Origin of the sequence: Xanthomonas sp. NCPPB 2866 (assembly GCF_041475745.2) — a bacterium.
Taxonomy (GTDB): Bacteria; Pseudomonadota; Gammaproteobacteria; order Xanthomonadales; family Xanthomonadaceae; genus Xanthomonas; species Xanthomonas arboricola.
The window spans coordinates 1634881-1651219 of sequence record NZ_CM192975.1; the positions used below are offsets into that span (position 1 = coordinate 1634881).

A 16339-nucleotide genomic window follows, 5' to 3' on the forward strand; every position below is an offset into this window, starting at 1 on the left:
TCAGAACGCGATCGTGGTGATGGGCGCGTTGCCGGCAGGCGTTGGCCCGGCGAGTGCGCTGGCATCCTGCCCGGTGCTGGCGGCGGTTGGGGTGTCGGCGCTGCCGGCCGGCGGGGCGATCGCCATCGGCGTGCCCCTGGAGCAGCTGGCGCGCGGCGGCGCAGTGCGCAGTTCGCAGCCGCTGAGCAGACGCAGGCCGATGTGCAGGGTGAAGTTTTCCGGGCCCGGAGCGGTGGCCGCGTTGGCCGCGGTAGAGCTCGCGCTGCAGACGAGGGCGACCAGCGTCAGGCGCTTCAACAAAGTGACCAGCGTCATGAAGGCAATCGTTTGCATTGGAGACGTAACAAATAGCGACGCCCCCAATGCGAACTTTATTAACTGTCAGTAAGTGATCGAGACGGTCACCGTGTCGTTGTAGGCACCCGCGATGGGCTGTTGCGGTGCCGGCGCGCGGCCATAGACGGTCACCGTCTGCGCGACTCCGTTGCCGGTGCCGCTGAGCGTATCGACGCCGATGCTGGTGCCCCAGCGGTTGCCGCGGCCGGCGTCCCGATACAGTTCATAGGCGATGTAGTTGGCACTGCTGGCGTGGCGCATGCGCCGGACGTTGCCGGCGGCATTGATGCCATCGCCCAGCCCGATATTCCAGGCAGTGCGGTTGGTGCATGACAGGCTGATGGTGGAGGTGCGGTCGATGGCGGTATCGATGGTGCCGGCGATGCTGCCGAAATCCAGGTCGGTGGTGACGTAGGTACTGCAGCGTGCCGGCACGTTGGCCGAGGCCGTGAACGGAAAGGCGTTGCTGGCGGTCTTGGCACCGCTGCCGCCGGCCGTGCAACTGCTCGGCGCCGGCGGCATACCGATGACGCTTTCGTTGTAGGAGTAGCGCAGCACGGTGTCGGCACCGCCGAAGCTGCTGGTGTGGGTTCCGACCGACAGCGTCTGGTTGGCCGGAATGCGCCCGTACAGGGTAATGCTGGCCGTCTGCGAGCCGCCGGTGACCACCGGAACACCGTAGGACAGTGTCACCAGGCGCGGCGAGGGCGTCGTCGACCCGGTGGCGCCCCAGACCTGGGTCCGCGTGGCCTCGCTGTAGATCTGGAAGTCCAGGCTATCGCTGGTGGGGTTGAGCATACGGCGTGGCGCGTACAGCCCGTTGCTGGCGCTGCCCGGCCCGAGGTCCAGGCACAGACTCACCTGGGCATAGCCGAGCACGCTGAGCGCTGCGGTCGCGCAGGAGACGTTGAGCGTTGCCACCGCATCGGTGGTGCCGTTGGCCGCCACGTTGCCGAACGCCAGCGGGGTACCGAGGGTGACGCTGCAGGTGGTGTCCGCGTGCGCGCCCTGGCAGGGGGCAAGCCACAACGTTGCGATCGCCAGCGCAACGACCAGGCGCCACAGTGCGGGCAGGCTCATGGGGTTTGCTGCTCGAGAACGCAGGGCAGCGGGCCGACCCGCGGGATGCCGCCGGGGTTGATCGGGTAGGTGAAGCGCGCGCTGCAGCGGCCATCCGGCAGCTCCACCAGGATGCGGTTGTCGATCTGCAGATTGTCCAGATAGGTTTCGCCGTCGTAGCCGACCACCACGCGTTCGGCGTTGCCCTCGCGTTGCACCACGCTGCCGACCGGCAACGGCACGCCCTGGGCGTCGTGCAGCACGATCATGGCCGCGCGCACCTGGGTGATGCCGAAGCGCACCGCCACCCCGGACTGCTGGCGCGGTGTCACCGCAGTATCGACGCGGTCCACGCGCAGGTCCGCCGGCAGATTCAATGTGTCGATGGACAGCTGGTTGCGCTGCCACGACTGCAGCGGGGTGACCAGCAGCATCCCGCGCGCATCGGTGACGCCGATCAGGCGATTCTCCAGCCGCACCGGAATGCCGGGCTGGCCGTCGGTGGAGACCACCGCGAAGGCATCCTGGATATCGCGCGCGGCAAAGCCGCGGCCGTTCATCCACACCAGGCTGCCGCTGGCGCTGGCATAGCCGAAGTTGGCGCCATCCTGGTTGGCGACGCCGAGGTTGTAGCGGCCGATGCGGTTCAACCACCCCAGCTCGGCCAGGCCGCCGTTGGCATCGTCGCCGGCACGCCCCTGCAGGCGCCAGCCGATCCCGCCCAGGTCGCCGTCGCCGGGCAGCGGCTGGCTCAGATCGGCCACGAATCCGGTGCGGTTGCCGTTGCGTTGCATCGAGGCGCTGGCCTGGCGCAACTCGCCGAACGTGGTCGACAGCGACAGGTACAGGCTACGGTCGCTGCGCACATCCAGGTTCTGGTTGCCGGACAGATTGGCCGCCCAGTTGCGCCCGAAACTGCGCGACCAGAACAGGCTCGCATACCGCGAGGTGTCGCCTTGCGGATAGCTCAGCCGCACATAGCTGGTGCCCAGCGAGCCGATCGGATTGACGTTGACGCCGAACACCGCGCGGTCGCTGATGCGCGCCGGCAACGCGCCCTGCAGTGCGCCCAGGTCGCGATAGTCGCCGTGGGTGCGCTGGGTGCCGGCAGTGAAGTTGAAACGACGGTTGTTCCAGGCATACCCCAGCACGTACTGCCCGCCGCGCAGCGCATCCATCCGGCTATGCGCGTAGGCCGCGTTGACCACGCCGCCTGCGCCGAGCAGCCACACGCCGCCGGCACCGGCATTGACCACGCCGCCGCCGGCCTCGGTATGCGCTTCGATGGTGAAGTCATCGCGCAGGCCCTTGCGCAGCGTGGCGCTGGCGACCGTGCGCGACTCGTAGGAAAACGAGCGCACGCCGTAGTCCTGGCGCAGATGGCCGATGCCGGCCGACCACTCGGAAATGCCGCGCGCCAGCAGTTGCGGCGTGCCATAGAAGGCGAAGCCTAGCCGGCGCACCTGGCCGAACGCATCGGTCACCACGATCTGCGCCTGCCCGGTGCCGCTGATGCCGGGTTGCGCGGCCAGCTGGAACGGGCCGGCCGGCACCTGGCCGCTGTACTGGCGCAGCCCGTCGACGTAGAGCTCCACCGTCGACGGCACCACCGCCTCGCCCAGGAAGCTTGGTGTGGGGGTGAGCACGCGGTACGGCTGCAGGGCGTAATTGCGGCCGATCTGTATCCCGCCCAGGCGGATCGAGCGGCTCCAGTCGACAAAGCCGCTGTAGAAGTCGCCGACCGTCAGGCTGGTGGCGCTGTCGGGGAAATCCATCTGCCAGGCGCTGTCCAGGCGCACCGCTTCGCTGCGCCAGCGCTGGTCCTGCGGGCGGTCGTAGGCCAGGAACACCGCGGTGGTGTCGACCATGCCGCGGCCGATGCCGAAGCCGCGCACTTCGGTGGCCAGCGACACGCTGCTGGCCCCGGCATTGCGCGTGGCATAGAAGTCGTAATTGAGCAGCATGCCCGGCGAGGCAGTGGCGCTGGGCGGTGCGACCTGTTCGGCCTTGAGTACCGTGGTGGAGAGCGACAGCTGCGCCAGCGGCACCTGCAACACAAGCCGTTGCAGCGCAGCGTCGTAGCGCACCTCCACGTCGGGCAGGCGATCCAGATCGACCAGCTCGCTGGCGGGGCGGTCGGCCAGGAGGAAGCCCAGCTTGCGCAGCGTGTCGACGGAGCCGCGCAGGTGGCCGTCCACCAGTTCGAACGGTGCCAGGCCGCGCTCGGCCTGGTTGAGGCTGACATCCAGGTACAGCGTCTGCGGCAGGGCCGCCACGTTCTGCGGCGCCTGATCGGACAGTGGCGCCATGTCGGCCAGATCGCCGGAGGCGGCGTGTGCCAGGCAGGTGGCGGTCGCAAGCAGCGTCATCGCCAGCCGGCCCGCATCACGGCGCTGCTGGCGCGGCCAACAAGGTGCGTTCGTCCGCCTCACCATTGATCCTTGCGATGATGGTGCCGCGGCCGAACTGGGCCAGCGGTGCCCCCAGCGACCAGCGCATGGTCTGGCCGGGCAGGACATAACCCACCAGCCCGTTCAATGCCGTCTTGGTCGTGCCATCGACCCGGTGCTGCAGGTCGGCGACCTGGGCGTGCCCATTGCCGGTGTTGCTGATCTGGATCTGCGCATTGCCGTCGCTGCCGGCAATCACCTGCGTGCTCAAGGTCGGCGTGGATTCGGTCTTGCCCGGCGGCAGCAGGAAGATCGGCACCGAGTAGCGCAACACGAACTGCATGCCCTTGCGATCCGCATCGGCGTTGGGCAATTCATCGACGATGATGCGGTAGCAGACTTCCTCGCTGGTCGGCGCGGGCCCGGCGCGAATCACCCGAATCAGCTGGCGCTCGCCGGCGGCCAGCGTGCGCATCGGCGGGCTGATCAGCAGTTCCTGGGTCGGGTCGAGCTGGTCCTTGCCGTCACGTTGGGTCCAGCGATAGGCGCGGGTCTGCACCTGCACCGGCGCGCTGCCGCTGTTGCTCAGCCAGAGCCCGTCGGCGGACTGCTGTGCGCTCAGCGTCAGCGAGGTCGGCGCCAGCTGCAGGCTGGCCGCATGGGCCGGCTGCAGCGGCACGCCGCTGCCAAGCGCCAGCGTCAGGCTCAATCCGGCCGTGACCAGCCAGGCCGGCATCCGGTACGACAGGCGGTGGTGCAGTGGCATGCGCGCGCTCAGTAGACGATCGTGGCGGTGATGGTGTCTTGGTAGGTACCGGTCGCGGGATTGTTGGCCGACGGGTTGGTCACGCGGCCGTAGACCGGATAGACCTGGTTGATGCCGGTGGCGGTGCGGCTCAGCGTATTGGTGCCGGTGGTGCTGCCCCATACCGTGCTGCGGCCCAGATCCTGGTACAGCTGGTAGGCGATGAAGTTGTTGGTGGTGACCAGCGCATCGGTGTTCTTCATGCGGCGGGTGGTGACGTCGTTGGCGGTGCCAGCATTGCTGCCCGCGCTCAACGCGATGTTGTACGGGGTCAGTGCGGTGCACTGCGCGGTCACGCTGCCGTTGGCGTCGGCATTGGCGGTGGAGGTGGACAACACCGAGCCGAAGTCGACGTCCGTCGCCGAGGCGGCGGTGATGGTGCAGGCCTTGGTGACGGCGATCTTGACGTTGAATGTGGTGGTATCTGCTGCAGTGGCAACGCCAATGGTCGAGAGCAGGCCAAGGGACAGCAGGACAGGGCGGACAGTACGCATGGACATCTCCTTGACCGGTCTGGTCATTGGTAACGCGACGACTCGTCGCCCTGCCTCCAATGCATCAGCTGTGCCAAAGATTACCCTGAATGATTTGGCTATCTCGCTGTTTATCCTCAGAGTTTTCCCGAAATTGCGATGTCTCTCGGATGACCCCGTTCATTGAGTTTTTGACGCGCGCGGTAGTGCGTCACACATGAATGCGCGGTGCCGCCAGATTCCTGCTGCCCGGTCCGTCTGGGCGCTTGATCGGCTGCGGCATGAAAAACAACCGCGCGGGTCGTTCAGATTCAGCCCGAATCGGCGATAATCGCTGCCATGAGCGTCAATCTGAAAACCAAAGAAGAAATCGAACTGATGCGCGTCGCCGGCCGCCTGGCCGCCGAGGTGCTCGATGTCGTGGCGCCGTACGTGCAGGCGGGCGTGACCACGGCCGAGCTGGACCGCATCTGCCACGACCACATCGTCAACGTGCAGGGCACCATTCCTGCCAACGTCGGCTACAGCGGCTTTCCCAAGAGCGTATGCACCTCGGTCAACAACGTGATCTGTCACGGCATCCCGAGCGCGGCCAAGGTCCTGAAGGACGGCGACATAGTCAATATCGACGTCACCGTCATCAAGGACGGCTGGCATGGCGACACCAGCCGCATGTATTACGTGGGCACGCCGTCGGTGATGGCCAAGCGGCTGGTGGAAACCACCTACGAGGCGATGTGGCGCGGCATCCGTGCGGTCAAGCCGGGTGCAACGCTGGGCGATGTCGGCCACGCGATCCAGAAATTTGCCGAAGCCGAGCGCTTCAGCGTGGTGCGCGATTACTGCGGCCATGGCATTGGCAAGGTCTACCACGACGAGCCGCAGGTAATGCATTACGGCCGCCCCGGCGAAGGCCTGGTGCTCAAGCCCGGCATGACCTTCACCATCGAACCGATGATCAACGAAGGCACCTACCACCATAAGACCCTGCCGGACGGCTGGACCGTGGTGACCAAGGACCGCAAGTTGTCCGCGCAGTGGGAACACATGGTCGCGGTGACCGAAGACGGCGTGGATGTGCTGACGCTGTCGCCGAACGCTCCCGCTCCGGTATGACGGCCACGCCGGCGGACCGACCCGACCCGGGTGTCGCCGGCGATGCCGAGTGGGCCGCGCAAGCGCGCCCGCTGCTGGTGCATGCCGACATGCGCCTGTGCAAGCGCTTCGACCAGGGCGAGCCGATCGAGCGCCTGGTGGCCTTGCGCGCCCGCGCGGTCGATCAATTGATGCGCAATGCGTGGACGCGCTGCATTCCGGCCGACGCCGGGCTGTCGCTGCATGCAGTCGGCGGTTACGGGCGCGGCGAACTGTTCCCGCGCTCGGATGTGGATGTGCTGGTACTGGGCGAGACCGGCGTGCAGCAACAGCACGAGCAGGCCCTGGCGCGGCTGTTCGCCTTGCTGTGGGATGTGGGCCTGCCGATCAGCCACGCGGTGCGCTCGCCGGCGCAGTGCACCGCCGCGGCGGCCGATCAGACGGTGCTGACCGCCTTGATCGAGTCGCGCCCGCTGGTTGCCGGTAGCCAGGCGCGCGCTGCGCTGGCGGCAGCGATCTCGCCGCAACTGGTGTGGCCGGCGCGCGAATTCTTTCAGGCCAAGCGCGAAGAGCTGCTGGCGCGGCATCAGCGCTTCGGCGATACCGCCGACAATCTGGAGCCGGACATCAAGGACGGCCCCGGCGGCCTGCGCGACCTGCAGACGCTGGGCTGGATGGCGCTGCGCGCGTTCGGGGTCAAGGATCTGGAGGCGCTGGTCGGGCTCGGCCATGTCGGTTTCGACGAGGCCGTAGCGCTGCGGCGCGAGCGCGAGGAGCTGGCGCGCTTGCGCTTCGGCCTGCACCTGGTGGCCAACCGGCCGGAAGAGCGGTTGGGGTTCGATTACCAGAAGACGCTTGCCGAGCGGCTGGGCTTTGCCGACGACCCGGAAAGCCTGGGCGTGGAAAAGATGATGCAGCGCTTCTACCGCAGCGCTGCATTGATCCGCCGCATCAGCGACCGCTTGCTGCAGCGCTTCGAAGAACAGTTCGACGGCGAGGCGGTGCCGGAGCCGCTGGGCGAGGGCTTCAGTCTGCGCCGCGGCTATCTGGCTGCGGATGCAGAGGACTGGCCGGCCGGCGACGTGCTGCAGGTCTTTGCGCTGTTTGCGCAGTGGGCGGCGCATCGCGAGGTACGCGGGCTGCATTCGCTGACGGCGCGCGCGCTGGCCGAGGTGCTGCGCGAGTTGCCGGCCTACGACGTCGCCGATGCGACCGCGCGCGACCGCTTCATGGCGCTGCTGCGCGGCCCGCGGGCGGTGGAGTCGCTCAACCGCATGGCGCGTTTGGGCGTGCTGGGCCAGTGGATTCCGGCATTCGCCAGCGTGTCCGGGCGCATGCAGTTCGACCTGTTCCATGTCTACACGGTGGACCAGCACACCTTGATGGTGCTGCGGAACATCTCGCTGTTTGCCGCCGGTCGCGCCGACGAGCGTTTTTCGATCACCCATGAAGTCTGGCCGCGCCTGCGCAAGCCGGAATTGCTGCTGCTGGCCGGCCTGTTTCACGACATCGCCAAGGGCCGCGGCGGCGATCATTCCGAGCTGGGCGCGGTGGATGCGCGCGCGTTCTGCCAGGCGCACCGGCTCAGCGAAGGCGATACCGCGTTGGTGGCCTGGCTGGTCGAACAGCATCTGCGCATGTCGGTGACCGCGCAGAAGCAGGACATCTCCGACCCGGAGGTGATCCACCGTTTCGCCACCCTGGTCGGCACGCGCGAGCGCCTGGATTACCTGTACCTGCTGACCTGCGCCGATATCGCCGGCACCAGCCCCAAGCTGTGGAACGCGTGGAAGGACCGGCTGCTGGCCGACCTGTATTTCGCCGCGCGGCGCGCACTGCGCGAGGGCCTGGAGCATCCGCCGCCGCGCGAAGAGCGCCTGCGCGAAGCGCGCGAGTCCGCCCGCGCGCTGATGCAGGCGCAAGGCCACGACGATGCCACCATCGACCGCCAGTTCGCCGGCATGCCGGATGAAAACTTCCTGCGCTTCCGTCCCGAGCAACTGGCCTGGCAGGCGGTGTCGCTGATCGAGGTGCAGATCGGCCAGACCCTGGTCAAGGCGCGGCGCGCGGTACCGGACAACGACGCGCTGGAAGTGTTCGTGTATTCGCCCGATCGCGACGGTTTGTTCTCCGCGATCGTCGCCACGCTGGATCGCAAGGGGTATGGCATCCATCGCGCCCGCGTGCTGGATGCGCCGCACGATGCGATCTTCGACGTGTTCGAGGTGCTGCCGCAGGACAGTTCCGCCGATGGCGACCCGCAGCGCCTGGCCGCGGCCTTGCGCCAGGTGCTGGCCGGCGACCTGCACAAGGTGCGTCCCTCGCGGCGTGCGGTGCCGCGCCAGCTGCGCCACTTCCGCTTTGCGCCGCGCGTGGAATTCAGCGAAAGCGCCGGTGGTCGCCGCACCCGCATCAGTCTGGTCGCGCCCGATCGCCCCGGCTTGCTGGCCGATGTGGCCAATGTGCTGCGCCTGCAACACCTGCGTGTGCACGATGCGCGCATTGCCACCTTCGGCGAGCGCGCCGAAGACCAGTTCCAGATCACCGACGAGCACGACCGCCCGTTGCCCGAATCCGCCCGGCAGGCGCTGCGCGATGCGCTGTGCGCCTGCCTCGATCCCACCTGAGTAGTCCGTTCGGAGACCCCCCATGGCCACCAGCAAGAAGACCGCGCGCAAGCAGGGCGCGACCCCCACCGGCGCAGCGCCCAAGCGCGCGCCGAGCAAGAGCGGCAAGGCGCCCCCGGCGCCGGCCGTCGACAAGCGCAAGGCCACCGCGGCGGCTGCTAAGCCGGTGGCCGCCAGCAAAAGCGTTACCAAGCAGGTCACCAGGAAAAGCGCGACCAAGCCGACGACCAGTGCGGTCCCGCGCGTGGCCAAGCAGCCGGCCAGCGTGGTGTCCGCACCGGCCGCCAAGAAGGCTGCAGCTGCGAAGAAACTGCCGATCGCCGAAAAGACCGTGCGCGGCGCTGCAACGCCGGTGGGCAGTGACGAGCTCAAGTTCGGCATCGAAAGCGCCTTCGAGCGCCGCGCCAGCCTGACCGTCGACGAGATCGACGGCTCCACCCGCGCCATCGTCACCCGCGTCATCGACGGCCTGGAGACTGGTGAGTTCCGCGTCGCCGAACCGGACGGGCAGGGCGGCTGGAGCGTCAACGAGTGGTTGAAGAAGGCCGTGCTGCTGTATTTCCGCGTCAACGAGATGGCCGTGATCGACGCGCAGCCGGCACCGTTCTGGGACAAGGTGGAGTCGCGTTTTGCCGGCTTTGGCGAAGCCGAGTTCCGCAAGGCCGGCGTGCGCGTGGTGCCGGGTGCGGTGGCGCGGCGCGGCAGCTACTTCGGCAAGGACGTGGTGCTGATGCCGAGCTTCACCAATATCGGCGCGTATGTAGGCGAAGGCACCATGGTCGATACCTGGGCCACGGTGGGGTCGTGTGCGCAGATCGGCGCGCATTGCCATCTGTCCGGCGGCGCCGGCATCGGCGGCGTGCTCGAACCGCTGCAGGCCAGCCCGACCATCATCGAGGATCATTGCTTCATCGGTGCGCGGTCGGAAGTGGTCGAAGGCGTGGTCATCGGGCACCACAGCGTAATCGGCATGGGCGTGTTCATCGGCCAGAGCACACGCATCTACAACCGCGCCACCGGCGAGATTTCCTACGGCTACGTGCCGCCTTACAGCGTGGTGGTGTCCGGCCAGCTGCCGTCGAAAGATGGCTCGCACTCGCTGTATTGCGCGGTGATCGTCAAGCAGGTGGATGCCAAGACGCGCAGCAAGACCAGCGTCAACGAGTTGCTGCGCGGCCTGGCCGATTGAGCACTGCGCAGCCTGCACGCGGCACCATGCTGTCGCGGCCGCTCAGTGTCTGGGTGCGTTGGGGCATCCCGGCCCTGTGGTTGGGATGGGTGGCGCTCTACGTGGCCGGCTCGCTGGCGCGCGATGGCGTGCCGCAGCAGCTGGAGGTCCTGCGGTGGCTGGCGCCTGCGCTGATGGTGCTGATGACCCTGCGTCTGGCATGGGCATCCAGCCGCTGGGCACAGGTCCGCGATGCGGGCGATGCGCTGGAGATCGTGCAGCAAGGACGATCGCAGCGTGTGGACCTGGCCGAGCTGCGCTCGGTCGATGCCGCATGGCTGATTCCGCCACGGCGGATGGCGCTGAAATTCCACGGCACACGTGCCGATGTGGTGTTCCTGCCCGCCCAGGGGCAGGAACACGATCAACTGGTAACCACCCTGTTGGCGCGTGCAAGCGCGCGCCGCGGAGTCGAAAAGGCGACGACATGACCACGCTCTACGGATTGAAGAACTGCGACACCTGCAAGAAGGCGACCAAGTGGCTGGACCGCTTCGGCGTGGCCTACAGCTTCGTCGATTACCGCGAGCACACGCCCGCGCCGGAGACATTGGTGGATTGGGCCGGCCAGGCCGGCGGATTCGAGGCCTTGATCAACAAGTCCTCGACCACCTGGCGCCAGTTGCCCGACAACAAGAAGACGCCGGGTTCGGACGCCGAATGGAAGCTGCTGCTGCGCGAATACCCGCAATTGATCCGCCGCCCGGTGGTGGTGAGCGACGATGGCGCGCTCAGCCAGGGCTTCTCCGACAACGGGTTCAAGGCGCGCTTCAACATCGCCTGATGGCGCCACCGCGTCATCGGTTCGTACAGGCCTGTGCGGGGCGGGCGCGGGGACGGCAGGCGACCTGCTGATGCCCGCGGCCCAGCTGTAACATTTTTTATCGGAAGGACGAGCATGACCAGCGACGTACTGCAACTGACCTGCGAGCTGATCGCACGCGCCTCGGTGACACCGGACGACGCCGGCTGCCAGGTGCTGCTTGCGCAACGCCTGGAGGCTGCCGGATTCGCTTGCGAGCATTTGCGCCTGGGCCAGGTCGACAATCTGTGGGCCACGCATGGCAGCGGTGCGCCGGTGCTGGTGCTGCTTGGCCACACCGATGTGGTGCCGCCGGGTCCGCGCGAGGCCTGGACCAGCGATCCGTTCGATCCGCAGATCCGCGATGGTGTGCTGTACGGGCGCGGCACGGCCGACATGAAGGGCAGCGTGGCCGCCTTCGCGATCGCTGCCGAACAGTTCGTCGCCGCCCATCCGCAGCATGCCGGCACGCTGGCGGTGTTGCTGACCTCCGATGAAGAAGGCGATGCCATCGACGGCGTGCGGCGCGTGGCCGACCTGTTCCGTGCGCGCGGGCAGGCGATCGACTGGTGCATCACCGGCGAGCCGTCGTCCACCGAACGGCTGGGCGACCTGCTGCGCGTGGGCCGTCGCGGCAGTCTGTCCGGCACGCTGACGGTGAAAGGCGTGCAGGGGCATGTGGCGTATCCGCACAAGGCGCGCAATCCGATCCATCTGGCCGCGCCGGCCTTGGCCGAGCTGGTGGCGCGGCAGTGGGACGAGGGTTTCGAGAGTTTTCCGCCGACCAGCCTGCAGGTGTCGAACATCCATGCCGGCACCGGCGCCAATAACGTGATTCCGGGCGAGCTGCAGGTGGCCTTCAATCTGCGCTACACCCCGCTGTGGGACGCGCCGCGGCTGGAAGCGGAAATCACCGCATTGCTGGATCGCCACGGGCTGGACTATGCGCTGCGCTGGCATCGCAGCGGCGAGCCGTTCTACACCCCGGAAGGCCGCCTGCGCAGCGTCGCACGCGAGGTGCTGGGCCAGTTCGCCGGCGCACCGCCGGAAGAAAGCACCGGCGGCGGCACCTCCGATGCGCGCTTCATCGCGCCGCTGGGTGCGCAATGCATCGAAGTCGGCCCGGTCAACGCCAGCATCCACCAGGTCGACGAGCACGTGCGCGTGGCCGACCTGGAAGCGCTGCCGGCGTTGTACCGCACGCTGATCGAACGCCTGCTGGTCTGAGTTGCCAGGATATGCCCATGCCACGCGCTGGTTTGCACACTACGCAGCCAGCGCACGGCATGCGTTCACCTGCGGCACGCCGATGCTGCTGCGCGACGCGGGCATCGCCAAGCTGCACTAGATCTTCTGGATTGCAGCAGCATCTCGCTTGCATTGCATTGCATTGCATTGCATTGCATTGCCAGGTGGCATGGAGGCACAAGGCTCGGGGGGCTAGTCGAACGTCCAGAACGGCGGTTTGATCGCCTCGCGCCAATGCGATTCGTCCGCGATATAGAACGTCTGTGCGGACGCCTTGGCAAACCAGGTTTCCGCCGTCTCCACGTCGCGCGTCACGCCGCTGCTGCCGCGTCCGAGCAGCAGACCGGAGAAATACTGACCATACACATTGCCCTGGTCCGCCGCGCGCCGGTACCAGCGCAGCGCCTCCGTACCGTCTCTGTCCACGCCACCCATTCCTTTTTCATGGAGCGCGCCAAGATCGACCTGCGCCTCGGCATCGCCGTTGCGGGCGCGGCGCTGGATGTCGCGTACCAGCGGGTGCAATGCACCTCCGCTTGGCGCGATGGCGGCGGGAAGCCCCGACGATCCTGATGCGGAGCGCTCATAGATCGTCGCACGCAGATCCCAGCGCAACGCCGCAGCCGCCTCCCCACGGTCGCGGTGAAACTTGGCGAGCTCGGCGATGGCATACGGGTTTCCATGCATGGCCGCTGCCAGGTACCAGTGCTCGCCCTTGCGCGGCGACGCACGTAATGCGACGCGCTGGTCGATGTACGGGCTGTCGGGATGGAAGAGCGTCCCGCTTGCCCAGATCCGTCCCAGCGCCAGTTCGGCGCGGGTGTTGCGGAACGTCCACGGGGCGATCGCAGCGGCACGTTCGTACCAGTGGATGGCGCGCGAGTCGTTGCGTGCCTCCAGGCGTTCGGCCGCATTCCACGCGCTATCGAAACTGCCATCGACCGCGTGTTGTTCCAGCTGTTGCAGATAGACTGGATCGGTGCGCGGAGGGGCGCTGCTGCAGGCCTGCAGCAACACTGCAAGCAACAGGGCCAGGGGCGGCATGCGTCCGATGCGTGGGGTCATTCCATTACTGCCGATTGTTGGGGCGGTCATTATCCTCGCAATACGTCGGTGCGACCGCGGCGTGGTCTGCGATGCCGGGCTTGGTTGCCATCGCAACAGTTGCGCCGCCGTCGAAAGCGGGATACGGTCGAGTCATGTCATCGCTCCTGCCCAACCTCGTCAATAACGCCAACCGCAACACTCTGCGCGCGAACAATCGTGCGCGGCCGATGCGGGTCTGCGACTAGGCGAAGTAAAACCACACGCCCAGGAATCAGAGAACCCGCATCGGCCGATGCGGGTTTTTTTATGGGTGTCATTCTCGTGCAGCACGCTTGCCACCGGCCGCCAACCCCCGCAGTTTCATCCAGGAGTGTTTCCATGTGTTCCATCTTCGGTATTTTCGGTCTGCAACCCGGTGACGATCTGCAGGCATTGCGCCGGCAGGCGCTGGAATGTTCGCAGCGGCAGCGTCACCGTGGCCCGGACTGGAGCGGTGTGTATGTCGACGCCGGTGCGATCCTGGTGCACGAGCGCCTGGCCATCGTCGACCCGGCTGGCGGCTCGCAGCCCTTGTTGTCCGAAGATGGCGCGCTTGCGCTCGCGGTGAATGGCGAGATTTACAACCATCGCGAGCTCAAGCAGGAGCTGGTGCAGCCATACGCCTTCCAGACCGGCTCCGATTGCGAGGTGATCAATGCGCTGTACCGCGAGGATGCGCCGGCCTCCTACCTCAACCGCCTCAATGGCATCTTTGCGTTCGCGCTATGGGACAAGGCGGCCGGGCGGGTGCTCATCGCGCGCGACCCGATCGGCGTGGTGCCGCTGTATTGGGGCCACGACCGCGAAGGCCGCTTGCGGGTGGCTTCCGAACTGAAATCGCTGGTGGACGATTGCGCCGATGCGGCGCAGTTCCCGCCCGGCCATTGGTACGACAGCGCCACCGGCGCACTGAGTCGCTACTACGAGCGCTCCTGGCGCGAATACGCCGAGGTGGAAGGCGTGCAGGTGCAGTTGCAGGAATTGCGCGAGGCCTTCGAGCGCGCGGTGCACCGCCAGTTGATGACCGATGTGCCGTACGGCGTGCTGCTGTCCGGCGGGCTGGATTCGTCGCTGGTCGCCGCGGTGGCGGCACGCTACGCACGCCATCGCATCGAGGAGAACGACACCACCGAAGCCTGGTGGCCGCGCCTGCATTCGTTCGCGATCGGCTTGAAAGGCTCGCCGGACCTGGCCGCGGCCGAAGTCGCCGCCGCCGCACTGGGCACCGTGCATCACGGCTTCGAGTACAGCTTCGAGGAGGGCCTGGATGCGCTGCCGGAGGTCATCCGCCATATCGAGACTTACGACGTCACCACCATTCGCGCGTCCACGCCGATGTTCCTGCTGGCGCGACGCATCAAGGCGATGGGCGTGAAGATGGTGCTGTCGGGCGAAGGCAGCGACGAAATCTTCGGTGGCTACCTATATTTCCACAAGGCACCCAACGCACGCGAATTCCACGAGGAACTGGTACGCAAGCTGGATGCGCTCAACAACTACGATTGCCTGCGCGCCAACAAGTCGATGATGGCCTGGGGCGTGGAGCCACGCGTGCCGTTCCTGGATCGCGAGTTCCTGGATGTGGCCATGCGCATGGACGCCAGTTTCAAGATGATCGACAAGACCAGCAGCGGCGCCACGCGGATGGAAAAGGGCGTGTTGCGCGAAGCGTTTGCCGGCTATCTGCCCGAATCGATCCTGTGGCGGCAGAAAGAGCAGTTCAGCGATGGTGTGGGCTATGGCTGGATCGATGGACTCAAGGCGCACGCCGCCGCGCATGTCAGCGACCGCGAACTGGCTGCCGCCTCCAAGCGCTTTCCGGTCAATCCGCCGCAGACCAAGGAAGCCTATTTCTATCGCACGCTGTTCGAGCAGTTCTTCCCCAGCCAGGCGGCTGCGGAGACGGTGCCGGGCGGCAAGTCGATCGCGTGTTCGTCGCCGACCGCGATCGCCTGGGATGCCAGTTTCGCCGCGATGGCCGACCCGTCCGGCCGTGCGATTGCCGGCGTGCACGAACAGGCCTTGGCGTCGTAACGCTGCTGCATCGAAGTTGAAACTCCAGCGGCCGGCATGCGCTCACGCGCTGCCGGCCGCTGCTGCGATCACTCGTGGCGCACGCAGTATCCGTAGCGTTGCGGCTCGATATCCACGCCGGCCACGTCGGCTTGGTTGTTGCGCCACAGGTTCGGCTTGAAGTCGGCCGCCGTGCAGTTGGCAGCGCGGTCCACACCGATGGTGTAGGTGAACGGCGTATTGGAGAAGCGGTTGTTCTCGAACACGTTGTCCTGGCTCATGCTGTTGTCCCAGCACAGGATTTCCGGCGTGCGATAGCGGATGGCGCAGGCCAGGAACACGCCGGCGACCTTGTTGCCGTCGAACTGATTGTTGCTGAAGCGGTTGCGGCGCGCGTCGGACAGATAAATGCCCTGGCTGCCGTTGCGCTCGAAGCGGTTGTTGCGGATCTCGCTGTCTTCCAGATGCTCGGTGGTCAGGCCTGCAGCCACGTTGTCATGGATGTAGTTGTTGACCATGGTGACCTTGGCGGTGCGATTGAACGACACGCCATCCCAGATCGCGCCGGACACATCGTTGTTTTCGATGGTGATCTCGCGGGTGTCGTACTCGCTCAGCAGGCAGGCACTGCGGCACTTGTTGACCTGCAGGCCGGCCAGCCGAATGCCCTGGCCGGAACGCACGACCACCGCGCTATTGCTCAGGTACGGACGCTCGGGCATGAACTCCTTGTCGCCGGTGCTGGCGACGATCTGCATGTCTTCGATGCTGACGTTGCGGATCACGCCGGTCGGCTGCTGGTTTTCGTAGTCGCCGACCACCAGCGCCGGTTGCTGCACGCCATCGGCCATGCGCAGCACCGTGGTCGGGCCCTTGCCGCGCAAGACGAGATTGCCGCGGTGGATCGAGACCAGGCCGTTGAGCGGAAATTCGCCTTTTTCCAGGCACAACACCGCGGGCGTATCACTTTGCGGAAGCTTGTCGATGGCTTTCTGCAGATCCTGCCCGGGGCGCACCTTGGCAGTACAGGCGGCGACCGGCGCATCCGGTGGGCCGGATTTGGCGGGCGGCGCTGCCGAGCAGGCAGTGGCAACGAGCAGGGGCAACAGGGCGGAAACGGAGCGGGCAAGCTGAGGCATGCGGATTCCGGTCAGTGGGGGGAGGAGGGCGATCGTGC

Annotated in this window: 14 protein-coding genes; 7 read left to right on the forward strand and 7 right to left on the reverse strand. The window is 66.8% G+C overall.

From position 1 onward, the window contains the following. Genes ACCQ04_RS07055 through ACCQ04_RS07075 form a run of 5 tightly spaced genes read right to left on the reverse strand, consistent with a single transcriptional unit; the run spans position 1 to position 5084 of the window. Complete coding sequence (locus tag ACCQ04_RS07055) at positions 1 to 333, reverse strand: hypothetical protein (protein ID WP_046342169.1); 333 nt, start codon at positions 331 to 333, stop codon at positions 1 to 3. 48 nt (positions 334 to 381) lie between these two features. Continuing rightward, positions 382 to 1416, reverse strand: coding sequence for a Csu type fimbrial protein (locus tag ACCQ04_RS07060; RefSeq protein WP_226426610.1), 1035 nt, complete (start codon positions 1414 to 1416; stop codon positions 382 to 384). Further along, positions 1413 to 3764 (reverse strand): fimbria/pilus outer membrane usher protein, encoded by a 2352-nt coding sequence (locus tag ACCQ04_RS07065; protein ID WP_372358716.1) that lies wholly within the window; start codon positions 3762 to 3764, stop codon positions 1413 to 1415. Before ACCQ04_RS07065 ends, ACCQ04_RS07060 begins: the two co-directional genes overlap by 4 nt. Positions 3765 to 3780: 16 nt before the next feature. Then, on the reverse strand, positions 3781 to 4551 hold the full coding sequence (locus tag ACCQ04_RS07070; RefSeq protein ID WP_039528245.1) for a fimbrial biogenesis chaperone: 771 nt from the start codon (positions 4549 to 4551) through the stop codon (positions 3781 to 3783). 8 nt (positions 4552 to 4559) lie between these two features. Next, a complete protein-coding gene (locus tag ACCQ04_RS07075; RefSeq protein WP_039530071.1) occupies positions 4560 to 5084 on the reverse strand; it encodes a Csu type fimbrial protein in 525 nt (174 codons plus the stop codon). A 318-nt stretch (positions 5085 to 5402) separates the two neighbouring features. On the opposite strand from ACCQ04_RS07075, the gene map reads away from it, so the two are divergent. The 6 genes from map to dapE all read left to right on the forward strand — a co-directional run bounded on the left by map (position 5403) and on the right by dapE (position 12042). Next, positions 5403 to 6179, forward strand: a complete 777-nt coding sequence (gene map, locus ACCQ04_RS07080) for a type I methionyl aminopeptidase (protein ID WP_372358717.1) — start codon at positions 5403 to 5405, stop codon at positions 6177 to 6179. Continuing rightward, positions 6176 to 8785 (forward strand): [protein-PII] uridylyltransferase, encoded by a 2610-nt coding sequence (locus ACCQ04_RS07085; RefSeq protein ID WP_226426608.1) that lies wholly within the window; start codon positions 6176 to 6178, stop codon positions 8783 to 8785. The genes map and ACCQ04_RS07085 overlap by 4 nt, the downstream gene beginning before the upstream one ends. Positions 8786 to 8807: 22 nt before the next feature. After that, entirely contained in the window at positions 8808 to 9974 is a 1167-nt protein-coding gene (gene dapD / locus ACCQ04_RS07090; protein ID WP_226426607.1) for a 2,3,4,5-tetrahydropyridine-2,6-dicarboxylate N-succinyltransferase, read from the forward strand. Continuing rightward, positions 9971 to 10444: a hypothetical protein gene (locus ACCQ04_RS07095; protein ID WP_226426606.1), complete on the forward strand. Its 474-nt coding sequence runs from the start codon at positions 9971 to 9973 to the stop codon at positions 10442 to 10444. Before dapD ends, ACCQ04_RS07095 begins: the two co-directional genes overlap by 4 nt. Beyond that, complete coding sequence (locus tag ACCQ04_RS07100; RefSeq protein ID WP_047124215.1) at positions 10441 to 10797, forward strand: arsenate reductase; 357 nt, start codon at positions 10441 to 10443, stop codon at positions 10795 to 10797. The genes ACCQ04_RS07095 and ACCQ04_RS07100 overlap by 4 nt, the downstream gene beginning before the upstream one ends. Before the next feature lie 114 nt (positions 10798 to 10911). Next, positions 10912 to 12042 (forward strand): succinyl-diaminopimelate desuccinylase, encoded by a 1131-nt coding sequence (gene dapE / locus ACCQ04_RS07105; RefSeq protein ID WP_226426605.1) that lies wholly within the window; start codon positions 10912 to 10914, stop codon positions 12040 to 12042. Between the two features lie 213 nt (positions 12043 to 12255). On the opposite strand, the gene ACCQ04_RS07110 is transcribed toward dapE, so the two are convergent. Further along, the gene (locus ACCQ04_RS07110; RefSeq protein ID WP_226426604.1) at positions 12256 to 13128 is read right to left on the reverse strand and encodes a tetratricopeptide repeat protein; all 873 of its coding nucleotides are present in this window, start codon (positions 13126 to 13128) and stop codon (positions 12256 to 12258) included. Positions 13129 to 13488: 360 nt separating this feature from the next. Here ACCQ04_RS07110 and asnB point away from each other — a divergent pair, with 360 nt between their 5' ends. Beyond that, positions 13489 to 15183: an asparagine synthase B gene (gene asnB, locus ACCQ04_RS07115; protein ID WP_104570568.1), complete on the forward strand. Its 1695-nt coding sequence runs from the start codon at positions 13489 to 13491 to the stop codon at positions 15181 to 15183. Positions 15184 to 15251: 68 nt separating this feature from the next. Here the strand turns inward: asnB and hpaM are convergent, their stop codons facing one another. Then, the gene (hpaM, locus tag ACCQ04_RS07120; RefSeq protein ID WP_104626352.1) at positions 15252 to 16301 is read right to left on the reverse strand and encodes a type III secretion-associated outer membrane-bound protein HpaM; all 1050 of its coding nucleotides are present in this window, start codon (positions 16299 to 16301) and stop codon (positions 15252 to 15254) included. Positions 16302 to 16339: the final 38 nt, after the last annotated feature.

Bases quoted from the DNA above. Each gene is read 5' to 3' on its own strand.
- ACCQ04_RS07070 (WP_039528245.1), bottom strand. From the start codon at position 4,551: ATGCCACTGCACCACCGCCTGTCGTACCGGATGCCGGCCTGGCTGGTC.
- ACCQ04_RS07100 (WP_047124215.1), top strand. From the start codon at position 10,441: ATGACCACGCTCTACGGATTGAAGAACTGCGACACCTGCAAGAAGGCG.
- ACCQ04_RS07075 (WP_039530071.1), bottom strand. From the start codon at position 5,084: ATGCGTACTGTCCGCCCTGTCCTGCTGTCCCTTGGCCTGCTCTCGACC.
- asnB (WP_104570568.1), top strand. From the start codon at position 13,489: ATGTGTTCCATCTTCGGTATTTTCGGTCTGCAACCCGGTGACGATCTG.
- dapE (WP_226426605.1), top strand. From the start codon at position 10,912: ATGACCAGCGACGTACTGCAACTGACCTGCGAGCTGATCGCACGCGCC.
- ACCQ04_RS07085 (WP_226426608.1), top strand. From the start codon at position 6,176: ATGACGGCCACGCCGGCGGACCGACCCGACCCGGGTGTCGCCGGCGAT.
- ACCQ04_RS07060 (WP_226426610.1), bottom strand. From the start codon at position 1,416: ATGAGCCTGCCCGCACTGTGGCGCCTGGTCGTTGCGCTGGCGATCGCA.
- dapD (WP_226426607.1), top strand. From the start codon at position 8,808: ATGGCCACCAGCAAGAAGACCGCGCGCAAGCAGGGCGCGACCCCCACC.
- hpaM (WP_104626352.1), bottom strand. From the start codon at position 16,301: ATGCCTCAGCTTGCCCGCTCCGTTTCCGCCCTGTTGCCCCTGCTCGTT.
- ACCQ04_RS07065 (WP_372358716.1), bottom strand. From the start codon at position 3,764: ATGACGCTGCTTGCGACCGCCACCTGCCTGGCACACGCCGCCTCCGGC.
- ACCQ04_RS07055 (WP_046342169.1), bottom strand. From the start codon at position 333: ATGCAAACGATTGCCTTCATGACGCTGGTCACTTTGTTGAAGCGCCTG.
- map (WP_372358717.1), top strand. From the start codon at position 5,403: ATGAGCGTCAATCTGAAAACCAAAGAAGAAATCGAACTGATGCGCGTC.
- ACCQ04_RS07110 (WP_226426604.1), bottom strand. From the start codon at position 13,128: ATGACCCCACGCATCGGACGCATGCCGCCCCTGGCCCTGTTGCTTGCA.